The sequence below is a fragment of the Streptomyces sp. TP-A0356 genome (genome assembly GCF_001417775.1).
In the GTDB taxonomy this organism is placed as follows: Bacteria; Actinomycetota; Actinomycetes; order Streptomycetales; family Streptomycetaceae; genus Streptomyces.
The window spans coordinates 46,010-62,279 of record NZ_BBZJ01000023.1 but is presented as its reverse complement, the minus strand read 5'-3'; the positions used below and the strand labels follow the sequence as shown (position 1 = coordinate 62,279).

Sequence of the window (16,270 nt, the reverse complement as noted above, 5' to 3'; positions counted from 1 at the left end):
CGTCAATAGCTGCGGACGTGCCCTGTGGTCAGCCTATGGCGCGCAGCATTTCCCGCGCCCGGCGGTCCAGTTCGGCGACGTGGCGGCCACCACGTTGCCGCACAGGCGAGAGGTCGCTCTGCATGCGGACGATGACGTCGCGGGCGCGGCCGGACTGGACGCCAGCCATGGCGTCCAGTGCTTGTCCCCAGGTACCACATGCCTCATCGAGGCGTCCCTGCTGGACCTGGACAGCACCGAGGTAGCCGAGGGTCACACTGTGGGTACGGGCATACTGCTGCCGCCGGCGGGTGGCGACGCTGCGCTGGAAATGCAACTCCGCGTCGAGAGGATTTCCCAGGTCCCGCAAGGCACACGCAGTCTCGTGGGCGAGGGAGGCTTCCTGGAAGAAGCTGACGCGGTCGGGGGCACCTTCGTTATCGGCACGTGCGAGGTCCCTCTCCGCGCGACTGATGGCCGCGAGAGTGCCGCGGCGGTCGCCGCCGGCGGCCAGGGCGCGGGCATGGACTACCGCGAGCAGGGCCTTCTCCCGCGAGCTGGCCTGGCCGTAGTGGGTGCGGGACATGGAGGCATCGGCCAGGTCGAGCGCTCTGCGTGGGTGCCCGAGGTCGACTGCTTGATGGGCGAGGGCACGCAGGATGTGGCCGCCCAGCGGTCCGTCTGCGGCTTCGGCCGCAATGCGTGCGGCGAGGGTGAGGTAGCGCTGGGCGGTCCGATGCTCGGAGGCGTCGAAGGCCATCCAGCCTGCGAGGTAGGTCATCTCTGCCACGGCCGAGTACGTATCCCGGCGGTGCTGTTCCGTTCGGAACCTGCTGCCCAGGAGCGGCACCGCTTCGTCGCGAAGATGGCCGGCCAGGGCCGAGCGCCCCGAGGCTCCACCGCGCTGCTGGTCCCTCGCGGAGTAGAAGGTGGTCAGTTTGCGGACATCGTCGATGTCAGCCTGAGTCACCAGCCGGGAGGAGACTGCAGGGCGCGAGGCCGCCGCGGCCGGGGCGGCTGCCCACCATGGAGCGGCAGGCAGGACGAGGCCGGCGGCCGAGTACGCGGTGGTAGCCAACAGCTTGCGTCGGTGCATGTCCAGATCGTCGCTTCCCAGCTCGGCCAGCACGGTCAGAGGGTCGACGCTCCAGTCAGAACTACTGTCAGTGGATCCTGTCGGCCCATCTTCCAGTCCGAGGTCAGCGAGGGTGAGGCGTCGGCCGAGCCTGCGGGACAGCGTCTCACGCAGGATATGAGGCGCTCGTCCACTGGGCTTCGTGCCCTGGACCCACATGGCGATGTGGGAGCGGGAAATAGCCTCCAGTTCGCGTACACCGCTCTCCGCGGCAACGCGAGCGACCGCGGCGGCTGCTTGGGGCTGGGACCAGCCCGCTTCGCGCAGGAGCGCGGCAAGGGCGACGTTTCTCTCACGGGCCATGTACTGCCCCTCGGTTCCGAAATGATCTTTGACGCCTTTGACGGCCTTGAGGGCCGCGTAGGCATACCCCCTGACAGGGATTCGCGGTTCGCTCAACGTAGCCGCAGGATCACTCACCTTGCACGTCAGTTGCCTGCGGTGCACAGCGTTCCTCGCTCAAGTTGGCTTGATTCACCTAGGAGTTGCGTCATGCGTCCCTCGCTGGCCCTTCGCCGGGCGTGCCAACTCAGTGATCAGGGAAGGAGAAGCCACGCCCTTGGTGAGCCCATCCTGCGACGTGACCCGGCGGCCTCGGCGACGGAAACGGTGGCGCTCGTGCTGGGCGAGGACTCGCCGTTACCCGATACTGCCGCCGATGTGGAAGACCTCGCACTGCGGCTGCGAGGACACGTCAGCCAGCTCGGAGCTCTGACGCCTTCGCAAGAGCCGGCCCTGCTCCGTGCGCAGCAGCTCTGTTCGGGCGGCCTCCCCGATGGCTACATGCCCAGCAGGGTTCATCTGGTCAGGCTGGCCGAGGCGACCCAAGACCTTATCGCTGCCGTGCAGGCCCACGACGTGGCCCCTGCGAAGTCGGTCCAGAGACGGCGCTGGTGGAAGCCGCCGATCAACGTGCTGCGCGGCGCGGTCTTCGCTCTCGCCCTCGCGTGCGTGGTTCTGGCCGCGTCGGTGCCCCGGACATGACCGCCGCCGGGGCAGTTCTGATCGCGCTGATTCTCGGTCCCATGGCGTGGCTGGCTCTTCGTGGTGAGCGAGTAACCGGCCCCATTGCTCCACGGGACGTGGATCCCCGGCCGGGGCAGAACAGACCTCCCCCGGACCGGTAACCACCGTGCCTCTCTCACCGACACTTCCCGGCCGCCCCGGCGGCCCCGAAGCCACCCCCGGGTCCACGGGGACTACGGAGACCCACACGATGAAACGCCTCCCGCGCATCGAGCAGTACGGCCTGATCGGCGACATGCAGACCAGTGCCCACGTCTGCGACGATGGTTCGATCGACTGGCTGTGCCTGCCCCGGTTCGACTCGTCGGCCGTCTTCGCCGGCCTGCTCGGCACGCACAAGCACGGCACCTGGCAGATCGCCCCGGCCGCGCCTGGCCCCTCCGGGCCCGGAGCGGTCACCGAGCGCCGGTACCGCGGTGACACGCTCGTCCTCGAATCGATCTGGCGCACACCGGCCGGGTCGGTCCGCGTCCTGGACTTCATGCCGCCTCGCGACGGGGCACCGCAGGTGATCCGGATCGTCGAGGGTCTGGCCGGTGAGGTGGCAATGGTTTCGGCCATGCGTCCGCGGCCGGGATACGGCAGCGTCAGCCCGTGGATCCACGAGGCCGATGGGCGCATGGTCGCGGAGGCCGGCGCGGACGCACTGTGGCTCGACACCTGCGTCCCGCAGGCGGAGAAGGACGGGGTCGTCGTCAGTGCCTTTGCCATCCGCGCCGGGCAGAGCGTGGCGTTCGTGCTCAGCTGGTGCCCGTCCCACGCACCGGCTCCGGAGATCCCCGACCCGCACGCGGCGCTCACCGAGACGCTCGCCTTCTGGCAGGACTGGACGCAGCAGTGCACCTACGACGGCCCCTACCGTGAGGCCGTGGTCCGTTCCTTGATCGCGCTGAAGGCACTGACCTACCACCCAAGCGGCGGGATCGTCGCCGCGCCGACCACCTCGCTGCCCGAGGAGATCGGCGGCCGACGCAATTGGGACTACCGCTTCACCTGGCTGCGCGACGCCGCTACGACCCTGGCCGCGTTACTGGAGACCGGCTACCGGCAGGAGGCGCAGGCATGGCGGCGCTGGCTTCTGCGTTCCGTGGCCGGCGACCCAGAGAACCTGCAGATCATGTACGCGATCACCGGAGAGCGTGATCTTCGGGAACGGGACTTGCCCTGGCTGCCCGGGTATGAGGGCTCGACGCCGGTGCGGGTCGGGAACGGGGCGGCGGACCAGCTCCAGCTCGACGTGTACGGCGAGGTGATCGAGACCCTGTACCTCGCGCACGAGAGCGGTGTGGCCCACTGTGCCGACACCGCGGTCCTGCACCAGCGGCTCGTCGAGCACCTGGCACAGCGCTGGCGGGAGCCCGACGAGGGGATCTGGGAGATCCGCGGGGCACGCCAGCACTTCGTCCACTCCAAGGTGATGGCCTGGGTGGCGATCGACCGCACCATCCGCCTGGCCGAAGCCGGCGCGCTCGACATCGACCTGGCCCGCCTGACCGAGCTGCGGGCAACCATCCACCACGAGGTCTGCACCAGGGGCTTCGATCCGGTGCGCAACACCTTTACCCAGTCCTACGGTTCCAAGGAACTCGACGCCGCCACGCTGCTGATCCCCCGCGTTGGCTTCCTACCGCCGAACGACCCGCGCGTCATCGGCACCGTGGACGCAGTGCGCCGTGAACTCTCCACGTCTGACGGGCTTGTGCGCCGTTACCCGACCATCGGCGACCACACCGGGGTGGACGGCCTGAGCGGAGACGAGGGCACATTCGTCCTCTGCTCCTTCTGGCTCGTAGACGCCCTGGCCCTGACCGGCCGCCTCGACGAGGCCCACGCCCTGTTCGAACGCCTCCTCGCACTGCGCAACGACCTCGGCCTCCTGGCCGAGGAGTACGACCCCGTCCAGCAGCGCCAGCTCGGCAACTTCCCGCAGGCATTCAGCCACATGGGCCTGATCCAGAGCGCCCGGCTGCTTCAACTCCTGGCGACGCAGTCCTCCCACCGCGGCGCGGTCGCGTTTCCGTCACCCTGCTCGACCGCACGCAGCACACACAAGACCTGCGCAGACCTGACGCTGCAGCACGCCTAGCCACCCCCACCCTGACGAGGATTCCCATGCCTGACAGCGCCTTTTCGGCACGGCCGGCCGCCACCGGCCACCGCCGACGGCGGCCTCCGATCAACGCGTTCACCCTGCACCGTGTCCACCGCGCCGTCGCACCGCCCCTAGTGCTCCTTGCCGCCCTGCTGGGTGCCGCCTTCACCTTCTGGTCGGTGTCCGCGGTGGGCCCCGGCTGGCTCCTGGCCGGCCTGATCTGCGGACTCGCGGGCGTCGCCACGATGGCGGCTCGCGGAGCGCGAACGGCCGCAGGAGCCATACAGGCAGCGGCGGAGGAGGCCCGGGCAACGGCACTGGCAGCAATCGCAGGGGCAGCCGCGGCCATCGAGAAGTCGGTGCAGTGGTCGGCGGACGAGCTGTGCCGCGGGGGACGCCCGCCGCTGCCGGACCTGCAGGCGCCACGTGCCAGCCCTGACGCCGAGATTGACAAGGCGTTGAGTGCTCTCCAAGTGCGGGCCGTCGCGTCGTTGATACGGGTGCACGACGAGTCCCAGTCCGTCGTCCTCCTGGAAGTGCTGCGCCGCCTGGCCATGCGCGAGCACGCGCTGGTCGGCAAGGCGCTTGAGGCACTGAGCCAGCTGGAGATGCTGACCGACGACCCGGAGTTGCTCGCCAAGATCTTCGAGATCGATCACCTCGTGACGCGGATGCGTCGCCAGGTCGAGAGCACTGCGGTGCTGGGCGGGCAGTCCCTGCGCAGCGTGCGTCGGCCCGTTCCCGTCAAGAGCGTGCTGCGCGGCGCAGTCTCCGAGGTCGTGCAGTATCCGCGGGTGGCGGTTGCGGCCGGGTCCGTGGGCGCGGAGCTGGGCCTTCCCGGCCATGTGGGTCCGGACCTGACGCACCTGCTGGCTGAGCTGATCGAGAACGCCTGTGAGTGTTCCGATCCGGCGACGAAGGTGATGGTGCGTGCGCAGCGGGTGGCGAACGGGCTGGCGGTCGAGGTCGAGGACCGGGCCATCCCCATGCATCCGCAGACGCGGGCGCAGATGAACCACCTGCTCCAGGCCCCCGACGAGGTCGACGTCAGCGGCCAGGTGCGAGCGGGGCAGCTCGGCTTGCTGGTCGCCGCGAAGATCGCCCAGTCGCACGGGCTGTCCGTTCTCCTGCAGGAGAACGTGACGGGAGGCACCACCGCCCTGGTGGTCATCCCGGCACGGCTCCTAGTAGCGATTCCCTCCATCGACGATGCGAGCGCGCTGCCCCAGGACGCCCGCCCCTTGGCGCCGCAACCGCAGCAGGTTGCCGCGACTCCAGCCGCCCCGAGGCCGGGGCAGGTCCGACGCCCCCGTACCGCAGGGGCGCCGGAAGCCGCACAGGCAGGTCACTCTGCTGATGCGCCCGCCCTTCCCACGCGTAGACGCCAGGCCGGCACGTTCCATCCGCCACACGAGCGGGAGCAAGCCCCCGTGACCGCGGCGACGCCAGGGCTAGCAGCCGCCTTCCGCACCGGCATCCAGGCCGGCGGGCAAGCCGGTTCTCCCACCGCTTCGACAGAGCACCCCAGGCCCTGACCCCCGTCCCTCCACGTTCCCGGTGGCCGTTACATCCGCTGGCCCTTCCCCCCTTTCTGGAGCGATCCCTATGAGTACCCACCCCGCGATGAACAACGTGACCGGCGACGCACCCGCAACCGAGACAACGGCAAGCGGACAGCGGGACAACATGGCGTGGCTGCTGCGGCAGTTCGCCTCCGACACGACGGGCGTCACGCACGCCGTCCTGCTCTCGCGGGACGGACTGCGGCTGCTGGACAGCGAGGTCGACAAGGACTGGGCGGACGAACTGTCGGCCGCCATCAGCGGAGTGGCCTCACTCGCGGCGAACATCACCGGTCCCACCCACAAGAAGAGGCCGGCGAGGCAGGTCGTCATCGAGCGAGACGACTGTCTGATCTTCGTCCAGAGTTCCGGTCGCAGCGCGGCCTTCGAGGGCCATCCCGGCAACGAACGAGGCGTGGTGGACACGGTCCTCGCGGTGATCGCGACCATGGACGCCGATGCCGGCACCGTCGGGTTCGAGATGGGGCGCCTGGTGCAGAAGTTCGCCCCCTACATGCAGATCCCCGTCCGCGTCGGCACGGGTGATGAGGTCCGGTGACCGCACACGGGAGCGCGGCCGAGGATTCGACGTTCGTGCGGACCTACACCCTGACGCGCGGTCGCACCCGGCCACGGCATCTGCTCGGCCTGGACACGGTGCTGGATGCCGGACCCGGGCGGCCCGGCCCGGGCCAGGCCGAAGAATGCGCAGAGATCCTCGCCCTGTGCCGGGAGCACCGGCGTTCGGTGACCGAGCTGGCGGGCCGACTCGGCCGTCCCGTAACCGCCGTCAAGATCCTTATCTCCGACCTCCTGGACGCCGACGCCCTGGTCGTCCCCGTCACCGCCTATGCCGCGTCCGACGCGCATGCACGTCCCTCTGCACAACTGCTGGCGGCCCTATCTGCGGGCCTGAAGAGGAAGTGGCCCGATGCCATCGCCTACCCCCAGGCCGGGTGACCCGGCCGTGGTGCTGCGGCCGTCGTCGCGCCCGCGTACCGGTGCACCGACCGTGCTGAAGGTCGTGATCGCTGGCGGTTTCGGCGCGGGCAAGACCACCGCCGTGGGTGCCGTCAGTGAGATCACGCCGCTGAGCACGGAGGAGTACCTGACCGAGGCGAGCGCGGACGTGGACAGCCTGGCGGGCGTCGAGGCCAAGCAGACCACCACGGTCGCCTTCGACTTCGGTCGCCTCAACCTGCCCGACGCGCCCGTGCCCCTGGAATTGTTCCTGTTCGGCACGCCCGGCCAGGACCGGTTCGTCGACCTCTGGTACGACCTCTGTCGCGGAGCCGTCGGCGCGGTCGTCCTGGTCGACACCCGCCGCCTGGAAAGCAGCTTCACCCCCGTCGGCTTCTGCGAGGACATCGGCCTGCCCTTCGTCGTCGCGGTGAACCAGTTCGACGGAGCACATCGTTACCACCCCGATGAGGTCCGCACCGCCCTCGAACTGCCCGCCTCTGTGCCGGTGGTCACCTGCGACGCCCGCGATCCGAACCACGTCGCTGGCGTCCTGCTGACCCTCGTTGGCCACGCCTTGAAGAGCGCATCGGCAAGCCCCGCTCGCCCCGCATCCACTACCACCTTTCAGGACGCCTGATGTCGTATCAGCCCAACGACCCCTACCGCGCGCGGCAGACCGCCCCCCTCACGCAGTCGCTGCCGCGACGTACCATGCGGGACGTCACCCATGGGCCATCCCTCCCCGCCAGCGCCGCCGTCCCCGTCCCGCAGGCCCAGCAGGCGACCGAGCTCGCGCAGCGGTACGAGCTGCTGGATCGCCTAGGCGTGCCCACCGCTGCCAGCGAGGACTTCGACGAACTGGCCCGCGACATGGCCACACAAGCCGGGTTCCTGTACGGCTTCGTCAACCTCTTCCTGGAGGAGCAGACCTTCGTCGGGCTGCACCAGCCGCCCGCGGACAGCGGGTACGTCATCGTCGGCCGCACCATGAGCCGCGACCACGGCTGGTGCCCGGAGGTCATGGCCCGCAAGAAGGCCCTTCCGCTGCACGACGTGCACGCCAGCCCGCGCTTCAGCGGCAACCCCGTGGTCGACGCGGTCGGGATCCGCTCCTACTTCGGTGCCCCGCTCATCCACGACAGCGGCACCGTGCTGGGCACGGTGTGCGTCATCGACCCCGAGAAGCGGCCCCTGAGCGAGGCCCGACGGCTGAGAGACATCGTCATCAACGCCGGCGTCCGGGTGATGGACCACATCGCCCGCGCGCCCGTCCGCTAGTCCGTTGCACGACCCCCCACCCGGGAGCCGCAGGCGATCCCCGGCCGCTCCACCGTGCGACCTTCATCCAGGGAGAGGGAGAGGACCATGCCCGCCACACCCACCACGCCGCCGCCGGCGCTGCGCCCCTATTTCAACGCCCGCCACGAACTGCTGTGGGACGAGGCGGACGCCTTCGCGGCCGAGCACATCGCGCCGCGCGCCGCACGCATGGAGGCCGCCCCCGGCAGGGTGGAGCGCAAGGTCGCCGACCTGATGGCCGCACGACGGTGGTTCGCCGTCACCGTCCCGTCCTCCTTCGGCGGGCTGGACGCCGGACACGTGGCCAAGACAATCCTCGTCCACCGCATTGCCCGCGTCTCGGCAGCTGCGGCGGCCATCCTCCAGGCCACGCTGATCCCCGTCGGCGCCCTGCTGCACTTCGCCACCTACGAGCAGAAGGGCCGCTGGCTGCCCCGCGTAGCGGACGGTTCACTGCTCTTGTCGATCGCCGTGACCGAACCGCGAGCCGGCGGACACATCGGCGGCATCGAGACCATCGCCGAGCACGTCGGCAACCAATGGGTGATCACCGGCAGCAAGATCCACATCGGGAATAGCCACCTCGCGGGAGCCCACCTCGTGGTCGCCCGGACCGCCAAGGCAGGCGTGAGCACCTCCCAGGCGCTGACCGCGTTCATGGTCGAATCCAAGCGCCGAGGGCTCTCAGTCGCCGACCACCGTCCCGGCCTCGGCCTGCACGGCTTCTCCGCCGGCCGCCTCGACCTCGATCACGTCCGCGTCCCTGAGGAAAACGTGGTCGGAGAGATCGGCCAGGGGCTGGGCGTAGCGCAGAGCAGCAGCATCCTGTACGGCCGTCCCAACCTGACCGCAGTCAGCCTGGGAATACACGAGGCAGTCGTGGCCACCTCAACCGCTTACCTCAAGACGCGCTCCCGCTACCGGGGCGCCCTCTCCGATCTGCCGGTTCTGCGGGACCGCATCGGTGACATGGAGGCCCGCCTGCGCGCCGGGCGAATCCTTGCCTATCAGTCCGTGCACCTCCTCGACCAGGGCCTGCCCTGCGACACCGACCTGATCAACGCCAAGTACCTCGGCCACCAGTGGGCGATGCAGTCAACCCAGGATGCCATGGAGCTGCACGGCGCCCAGGCCCTCAACGGCGACTACATCCTCCAGCGCCTGTGGCGCGACATCCAGTTCACCTACCCACCGGCCGGAACCGGCGAAGTCCAGCGCATACGCCTCGCCGACGCCGCCTTCGACGAGGCCCACATCCAGTGGTCAGAACGTCTCGCCGCCGAAGCGGCGTGGGCCCGCCCCGACCCGACAGCCGCATGAGCCCCCGTGTGCGGCGCCCCGTGAATCCAGACCGCCGCGCACGGGCCCGTGTCGCCGGCCCCCGTCCCCCGCGGGGTCCGGCGACACCCCACCCGATATCCCTCAACCCAGCCGCGAAAGAGACACCCGTGACCCCGCGCATGACGACCAGCGCACCGATCACCCCCCTGACCCCGACCCAGCAGCGCGTCGCCCAGCACCTCGTGGACGGCCTCAGCTCTCAAGAGATCGTCACGAGGACCGGGCTGTCGGCCGTGACCGTCCGCCAGTACGTACGCGACATCCGGGAGAGCCTCCACTGCCCGCCCCGCTGCAAGCCCCCGGTGATCGTGCACTTCCTGTGCAACGCCCGGCAGGTCGCTCCGCCCACAACGGACAGGCCAATGCCGGAACTCAGTCCAGAGCAGCAACTGTTGCTGCGGGCGGTCGCTGAGCACAGCAATCCCAGCGACATTGCTGCCATAGCCAAGATCGCGCCCGCCGACGTGCGAGCCGCACATGACGAACTGCTCGACAAGACCGGGGCGGCCAACATCACCCAACTTGTCGTCTGGGCCCATGCGTGGGGCCTGCTGGGCGCCAGGCGGGCCACCACGATGGAGAGCGGAGCGAGCCAGTGAATGCCTCACCCGCTTCTGCGGCCATCGAGTCCTCCCCCGCGCCTCGAAGCCAGTGCGCGACAGGGTTACCGGCCGTGTACGAGATGCGGTCGTTGCGCACCGACGCCGAACGGGACGAGGCCGCGGCCCTCGTCCAGGGCCGTCAGCGCTGGCTCGCCATGCGCGGCGTGCCGACACCCGCCCGGTCCGATATCCCGGCCCTGTTCCGCGCCCCGCAGGTGAAGCCGGCTGGACTGTTCGAGGACGGGCTGCTGCTGGCCTGCATGATCCCGCAACGCGGGCCCGACCTCGGATGGGGCGAAGGCCCGTGCCTCTTCCTGGACTGCGTCCACACCCTGCCCGGTCACTCCGATGACACCGTCCGGCTGATCACTCTGTGGGCCTCCGACTTCGCCGCCCGGCTCGAAGTACCGCTTGTGCGGGCCGAGGCCATGGCCCGCCATCCTCTCGACGTCGATCCGATCGCCACATTCCTTCGTCGGCTCACCGACATGGGCTGGGACGTCCGTGGATCGGGCACCGGACAGCACCATGAGCGAGTCGCGCGCCTCGAACTCACCGCCGAGCTTCGGCCTGGGCTGAGCGCGCTCATCGGCTGCCAGGTCCACGAGCCGCAGTCCGCCGCCGACCAGCGGAGTATCGCGTGAGGACCGCGGAACCGCTGCGGCCGGACCTCGCCCGCGAACTCATCGCCCGCGCCGCACAGTCGGCAGCACGCCGGGCAAGACGCGTACGCAACCAGCTCGACGCCGTCCACCTCGGCCAGGACCGTCACGCTGAGCACGCCGACACCAAAGTGCTGCGCCGCATCCTGGCCGAACATGACTGGCCCGGCCACCGTCTCGTGGGCCCCGACGCAGCATGTGCCGCCTGGAGCATCGCTCTTCACGCCGACGACGAACCCGACTTCCAGCGGGCGGCCACCACCCTTTTGAAACGTGCGGTCCAGGACGGCGATGCGCGCATCCAGCACTGGGCCCACCTTCACGACCGCGCCCTGGTCAACAGCGGGCGACCCCAAGAGTTCGGGACGCAACTCGTCCTCAGCGCAGCAGGGGTGGAGCTGTGCCCACTGCGTGCGCCGCAGTTGCTGGACCAGCGAAGGGCCGCCGTCGGACTGCCGCCGATCGCCGTCGCTTTGGACACTGTGCGCCGCCGGTACGCCCTGGATCGCATTGACGGCGGCTCACCGGCCGTCGTGCTAGCGGGGGTCGCATGACGCAGCGAGCCCCGCAGGCTTCCACAGACCCGCCCTCGCCCCAGATCACTTTGCGTGAAAGGACCGTTAAAGCATGAAGCTCACCACCGCCGTCCTCGCTGCCGGCGCCGCGGTTTCCCTCGCCACCGTGGTGGTCGGAGCCGCCCGGCTGAGGCAGGACGCGCGGCACCAGGCCGAACGAAATGAGGCGACCGTAACGCGCAACCAACTCGACTGGCTGACGCAGATGTCCGCCAACCCTGACCTCGCCAAGCTCTGGACGCCCGAGGACCTGGATGTCGAGGAGTACATGCAGCTGCTGAAGGCCAACCAGCTCATCTGCATGCTCAGCCTGCGCGACCGCCTCGGCTTCGTCCGGGACGGGCGTCTGCCGTTCTACGCCTCGAAGCTGATGGAGAGGGACGTCTGCCGGCGGTACTGGGCCCGTTTCGGGGGCCTCCGCGCTCAGGAGGCCGAGGGCGACGAGCGCGCCAAGCACTTCACCAAGGTGCTCGACAAGGCCGCGAAGAACCACCTGGGGGCACAGCCCGTAGCCGCCTGAAGAGGCGGCTGCCCCACCCCGCCCGAATCAGCCACACCCTCACCTCTCGGAGAAATCGAATGGGCTTCACTGCTGTTCCACTACCGCCCGGCAATTTCACCATCGGTAAGAAGTTCGCCTTCGAGGCGGGCCATCGGCTTCCCCAGCTGCCGCATGAGCACAAGTGCTCCCGCCAGCACGGGCACAGCTACGAGGTTGAGGTCATCCTCACTGCATCCGCGCTGGAGGATCCCGGCTTTGTCACGGACTTCGGTGCGCTCGCCCCGTTCAAGTCGTTCCTGGACACCGAGCTCGACCACCACAACCTGCACGAGATCCTGCCCTTCGAGCCCACCTCGGAGCGCCTGGCCCAGTTCCTGGCCGGCTGGTTCGTTCAGAACCTCCAGTCGGAGATCCCCGGCCGCCTTGTCGCCGTCCTAGTCCGCGAGACCGCAAGCAGCTGGGCCCGCTTCGATGTGGTGGGCCAATGACCACAACCAAGCCGCTCAACCTCGAACCGGAAGCTGCCGAAGGCGAATCCCTGATCGTCGCGGAGTGCTTCGGTACCGAGGTGCCGACGTTTCAGGGCGAGGGCCCAAGCTGCGGACACCCGGCCCTGTTCATCCGCCTGTCCCGGTGCAACCTCACTTGCACCAGATGCGACACGAAGTACACCTGGGACTGGTCCCGTTTCGACCCACACGAGGAGTCGACGAGGCAATCCGTCGCGGGACTGGTGGCCTGGGCCACGTCTTCACCTGTCGAGCTGGTCGTGATCACCGGCGGCGAGCCGTTGATCCAGCAGGCGCGACTGGTGCCTCTCGTCCGGGGACTGATAGCAGCCGGCAAGCGGATCGAGTTCGAGACGAACGGCACCATCGCGCCCACTCCCGAGCTGGTGGCCGACGGGGTCCGGTTCAACGTCTCGCCCAAACTTGCCAGCTTCGGCGTGAAGGAGACCAAGAGCATCGTGCCAGCCGCGCTGGAGGCGTTTGTGGCCTCCGGGCGGGCGGCGTTCAAATTCGTCGCTTCCACGGTGGACGACCTCGACCGGATCGCCGAGCTGGCCGACGCCCACCGACTCGCGCCGGTGTGGGTGATGCCGGAGGGCACCACCCCCGAGGTGATCACCGCGACTACCCGGGCCCTCGCGGACGGGGTCGCGACCCGGCACTGGCACTTCACCACCCGCCTTCACGTGTTGGCCTTCGCGGACGCCCGAGGCCGCTGACCGCACGCGACTCCACGCCCCATCCGTTCCCCAGTCCCCGGAAACGAGAGACGCCCATGACGACCTCTATCACCAGCCCTGCGGCGGCGCCGACGGCTGCCGTCGCCGGGCCCGCTGCGGTCATCGACACCGGCCGGGTCGCCGGCCTGATCCACCAGCTCTTGGTCGAGCTGGGCGAGAACCCCGCCCGCGAGGGGCTGACCGGCACCCCGGACCGCGTCGCGGCCTGGTGGAGAGCCTTCCTGTCCCCGGACGGCGCCGAAACGGCCACCTGCTTCACCGAGTCCCAGCTGGGTGGTCAGCTGGTCATCGTGGGCGGCATGAGCGTGTGGTCGCTCTGCGAGCACCACATGCTGCCCATGAACTTGCAGGTCACGGCCGGATACGTGCCGGATGGCGAGGTGGTGGGCCTGTCGAAGTTCGGGCGGATCGCCCAGCACTTCGCCGGCCGACTGCAGGTCCAGGAACGCTTCACCCGCCAAGTCGCCGAATACCTCAACGGCGTGATCGGACACGAGAACATCGCCGTCGCCGTGCGCGGCGTGCACCTGTGCATGAGCATGCGGGGCGTACGGATGGAGGAGGCTCGCACCACCACGGTGCACTCGGGCGGGCGCTTCGGCACCGACCCCGTCCTTTCCCAGCAGTTCCTCACCCTCACCACCGGCCTGTGGGGGGCGTCGTGATCACCACCGCGGGCATCGACTTCTCCGTCATCGCTCCGCCTGCCTACCTGAAGAACTTCGTCGCCCAGGAGCCGGCCCGCGTCCACCACGTGGCCGCCCAGCACGTGCTGTCCGACGAGAGCTACCGGGCCTTCTTCGCTCACGAGGCCGAGCGCGGCGCCGAGATCATCATCGACAACGGGCTCTTCGACCTCGGCTACGCCCTGCCGGCGAAAAGCCTCGTCGAAGCCGCGCTGGCGGTGTCCGCGAGGGAGATCATCCTGCCGGACGTCATGCGGGACGGGACCGCGACCTTGAAGGTGAGCGAGAAGGCCGCGCGAGAGATCCGGAAGCTGTCCGGCGACGCATTCCGGCTGTGCGCGGTCCTGCACGCCGCTGACGACGACGAGTGGCTGCGCACCTACGACGCCTTCGTGACCAGCGGCTGGGCCGGGGCCATCGCCCTGCCGGCCTCGCGTCGACCGGATCCCGACGAGCAACTGTGCCGCACCCGCTGGTTGGCGACCGCCTACCTGCAGGATCGCGGCCTGGTCGACGATCTGCTCATCTACCGGCTGCTCGGTCTGGGCCGGACCGGGCACCTGGAGCTGATCGAACAGCGCGAGCACGAGTGGATCTCCTCCGTGGACGGCGCAGCCCCGGTCATCCTCGGCGCGATGGGCGTCGCCCTGCTGCCCGAAGGGCCATACGAGAAGCCCTCCACGCCCCGCATCGAGAAGCTCGGCCCGATCCCCGAAGACCGGTTCGACCTCATCCGGAAGAACATCTCCGTCGTTCGCGCGGCGGCCGGCAGCACCGTGACGATCGCCGAGGAGCACCGATGACGCCTTTACTCGCCGACCCGACCCCCGGACTCCTGCGCGCCGCCCCGATCGAGCCGGCCGGGCACACTATGACCCACGCGAGGCTGCTGCGCTACCTGGAGATCAAGGTCCACCACCTCATCCAGGACCAGGACTGGGACAGCATCCGCGTCATCGGCGGCTACGACCGCACGGCGGTGATCTCCCGGTACGAGAAGACCGGGAAGCTGTTCAACATCGAACGGCCCACCGCAGAGATCCACGGCCGTGACCTCATCGTCAAGGCGTTCCCCGGAGCCGACTACGTCCAGCACTACGCCCTGATCATCGCCACGTATCTGGCCATGACCGGCCGCCCCGTCGGCACCGTCACCTATCAGCCGCCCGAGCAGGAGGAGTGCCGAACGGCACTCGACGCGCTCGACCTGGAACTGGACGGCGACCTGGTGATCGTCGGCTGGGGCCTTCAGTACCTCGCTCCCGAGAACGGAGTGTGGACCCGCGGACCCGGCTACGCCTGGCAGCGCCTCGACGTCGCCGGCCGTCGCGTGGTCTACCTCGGGTTCCTCCACAGCATCTGGGGAGACGTGGCCGGACGGGTCGTCACGCGCCTTGCCGAACTCGGCGCAGGCGACGTCGTCTACGTCGGCAAGGTCGGCTCGCTGACCCCCGGCGTCGAACCGAACGCCTGGCTGGCGACCGGCAACACCAGCCTGGTACGCGGGGCGATGGTGAGCTGGGACGACTTCTTCGGCGACTACGCCGCCGCCCACGATGGGGTGCGCAGCGGCCTGCACGTGTCCTCCCCGTCGATCCTGCTGGAGAACCGCGACTGGCTGGCCCAGCACACCGCCTCGTACGCCTTCGTCGACCCGGAGATCGGCCCCATGGGGGCGGCGGCGCGCCAGGCGGGGATCAGATTCGGTTACCTCCACGTCATTTCCAACAACCTCGCCACGCACTATCCCGCCGACCTGTCCAATGAGCGTCACAGCGACGTCCTGCGCCAGCGCGCCGTCCTGGCGGACCGCATCCGCACCATCATCACCGGCCGCCTGACCGCCAGCCCGACCCACCCCCTGGGAGAATCCCGATGACGGCGAACACGCCGGCCACCACCGCAGCCGGGAAGCTGATCACCTTCGTCGGTGGTGACGGGGCCGGCAAGTCCACCCTCGCCGCCCGCCTGCACCAGGCCCTCAACGACGCCGGCCACACGGCAGTCCTCATCGGCAAGCACAGCACCGACGTCCCCCAGGACCCGGAGCTGTCCGGCTACCTCGACCGCCTCAACGAGCTGGTCTACCGGCGCGACGCCGGCGTCGCCCAGGCATGCGGCGACCACTACTGGCTACTTGCCCTGGCCTCCTGGTACACCCTGCAGGACCGGCTCGCCATCCAGCCGGCCCTCGCCGCGGGCACCCACGTGATCCTCGACAACGCGCACCACAAGATCCTCGCCCGCTATGCGGTCAACCCCGAGGTCTCTCCCCGCCTGTGCGAGCAGGTCTTCGCGCATCTGACAAAGCCGGACCTGGTGTTCTTCCTGGACATCGGGGCCCGCGAGGCTCTCGTCCGCAAGGGCTCTTTCACTTCCCTGGAGGCCGGCCACGCCGGCGGCGGTGACGAGGACTTCATCCGCTACCAGGACACCGTCCTGGACCAGATGCGCGAACAGGCGGAGCGCGGCGCCTGGCTGACGCTGGACGTCGCCCAGTTGGACCGCGACCAGGTCTTCAAGGCCGCCGCCGCTGCCCTGGCCGACCGTCTGCGCCTGACCGTCTAAACCGGCCCTCCCTCCCCGATCGACAAGGA

The 16,270-nt window shown here is 69.4% G+C and carries 19 protein-coding genes; 18 read left to right on the top strand and 1 reads right to left on the bottom strand.

What is annotated here, in order from left to right; genetic code table 11:
• Window positions 1-28: 28 nt before the first annotated feature.
• The gene (locus ASC56_RS24590) at window positions 29-1,417 is read right to left on the bottom strand and encodes a Tat pathway signal protein (protein ID WP_199836061.1); all 1,389 of its coding nucleotides are present in this window, start codon (window positions 1,415-1,417) and stop codon (window positions 29-31) included.
• Window positions 1,418-1,606: 189 nt separating this feature from the next.
• On the opposite strand from ASC56_RS24590, the gene ASC56_RS24585 reads away from it, so the two are divergent.
• From ASC56_RS24585 to ASC56_RS24500, 18 genes are all read left to right on the top strand, one after another.
• Complete coding sequence (locus ASC56_RS24585; protein ID WP_234377044.1) at window positions 1,607-2,098, top strand: DUF6415 family natural product biosynthesis protein; 492 nt, start codon at window positions 1,607-1,609, stop codon at window positions 2,096-2,098.
• Between the two features lie 232 nt (window positions 2,099-2,330).
• Window positions 2,331-4,226 carry a glycoside hydrolase family 15 protein gene (locus ASC56_RS24580; RefSeq protein ID WP_055493702.1) on the top strand — a complete coding sequence of 632 codons (1,896 nt, stop codon included), beginning with the start codon at window positions 2,331-2,333 and terminating at the stop codon, window positions 4,224-4,226.
• 26 nt (window positions 4,227-4,252) lie between these two features.
• Entirely contained in the window at window positions 4,253-5,767 is a 1,515-nt protein-coding gene (locus ASC56_RS24575; protein WP_107309337.1) for a sensor histidine kinase KdpD, read from the top strand.
• Between the two features lie 70 nt (window positions 5,768-5,837).
• Complete coding sequence (locus ASC56_RS24570) at window positions 5,838-6,353, top strand: roadblock/LC7 domain-containing protein (protein ID WP_055493701.1); 516 nt, start codon at window positions 5,838-5,840, stop codon at window positions 6,351-6,353.
• Entirely contained in the window at window positions 6,350-6,754 is a 405-nt protein-coding gene (locus ASC56_RS24565) for a DUF742 domain-containing protein (protein WP_006143017.1), read from the top strand. Before ASC56_RS24570 ends, ASC56_RS24565 begins: the two co-directional genes overlap by 4 nt.
• A 7-nt stretch (window positions 6,755-6,761) precedes the next feature.
• On the top strand, window positions 6,762-7,394 hold the full coding sequence (locus ASC56_RS24560) for an ATP/GTP-binding protein (protein ID WP_079102684.1): 633 nt from the start codon (window positions 6,762-6,764) through the stop codon (window positions 7,392-7,394).
• The gene (locus tag ASC56_RS24555; protein WP_055493700.1) at window positions 7,394-8,035 is read left to right on the top strand and encodes a GAF domain-containing protein; all 642 of its coding nucleotides are present in this window, start codon (window positions 7,394-7,396) and stop codon (window positions 8,033-8,035) included. The genes ASC56_RS24560 and ASC56_RS24555 overlap by 1 nt, the downstream gene beginning before the upstream one ends.
• Window positions 8,036-8,122: 87 nt before the next feature.
• On the top strand, window positions 8,123-9,376 hold the full coding sequence (locus ASC56_RS24550) for an acyl-CoA dehydrogenase family protein (RefSeq protein ID WP_055493699.1): 1,254 nt from the start codon (window positions 8,123-8,125) through the stop codon (window positions 9,374-9,376).
• A 128-nt stretch (window positions 9,377-9,504) separates the two neighbouring features.
• Window positions 9,505-9,996 carry a LuxR C-terminal-related transcriptional regulator gene (locus ASC56_RS24545; protein WP_234377043.1) on the top strand — a complete coding sequence of 164 codons (492 nt, stop codon included), beginning with the start codon at window positions 9,505-9,507 and terminating at the stop codon, window positions 9,994-9,996.
• Window positions 9,997-10,070: 74 nt separating this feature from the next.
• On the top strand, window positions 10,071-10,643 hold the full coding sequence (locus tag ASC56_RS24540; RefSeq protein ID WP_055493698.1) for a hypothetical protein: 573 nt from the start codon (window positions 10,071-10,073) through the stop codon (window positions 10,641-10,643).
• Window positions 10,640-11,215 carry a DUF6624 domain-containing protein gene (locus ASC56_RS24535; RefSeq protein WP_055493697.1) on the top strand — a complete coding sequence of 192 codons (576 nt, stop codon included), beginning with the start codon at window positions 10,640-10,642 and terminating at the stop codon, window positions 11,213-11,215. The genes ASC56_RS24540 and ASC56_RS24535 overlap by 4 nt, the downstream gene beginning before the upstream one ends.
• Window positions 11,216-11,288: 73 nt before the next feature.
• Entirely contained in the window at window positions 11,289-11,756 is a 468-nt protein-coding gene (locus ASC56_RS24530; RefSeq protein ID WP_055493696.1) for a DUF6082 family protein, read from the top strand.
• Between the two features lie 59 nt (window positions 11,757-11,815).
• Window positions 11,816-12,226 carry a 6-carboxytetrahydropterin synthase gene (locus tag ASC56_RS24525; RefSeq protein ID WP_055493695.1) on the top strand — a complete coding sequence of 137 codons (411 nt, stop codon included), beginning with the start codon at window positions 11,816-11,818 and terminating at the stop codon, window positions 12,224-12,226.
• Window positions 12,223-12,966 (top strand): 7-carboxy-7-deazaguanine synthase QueE, encoded by a 744-nt coding sequence (locus tag ASC56_RS24520; RefSeq protein WP_055493694.1) that lies wholly within the window; start codon window positions 12,223-12,225, stop codon window positions 12,964-12,966. The genes ASC56_RS24525 and ASC56_RS24520 overlap by 4 nt, the downstream gene beginning before the upstream one ends.
• Window positions 12,967-13,022: 56 nt before the next feature.
• Window positions 13,023-13,652, top strand: coding sequence for a GTP cyclohydrolase I (folE, locus tag ASC56_RS24515; protein WP_055493693.1), 630 nt, complete (start codon window positions 13,023-13,025; stop codon window positions 13,650-13,652).
• Window positions 13,649-14,476 carry a hypothetical protein gene (locus ASC56_RS24510; protein ID WP_055493860.1) on the top strand — a complete coding sequence of 276 codons (828 nt, stop codon included), beginning with the start codon at window positions 13,649-13,651 and terminating at the stop codon, window positions 14,474-14,476. The genes folE and ASC56_RS24510 overlap by 4 nt, the downstream gene beginning before the upstream one ends.
• On the top strand, window positions 14,473-15,552 hold the full coding sequence (locus ASC56_RS24505; RefSeq protein ID WP_055493692.1) for a hypothetical protein: 1,080 nt from the start codon (window positions 14,473-14,475) through the stop codon (window positions 15,550-15,552). Before ASC56_RS24510 ends, ASC56_RS24505 begins: the two co-directional genes overlap by 4 nt.
• Entirely contained in the window at window positions 15,549-16,241 is a 693-nt protein-coding gene (locus ASC56_RS24500) for an AAA family ATPase (protein WP_055493691.1), read from the top strand. Before ASC56_RS24505 ends, ASC56_RS24500 begins: the two co-directional genes overlap by 4 nt.
• Window positions 16,242-16,270: the final 29 nt, after the last annotated feature.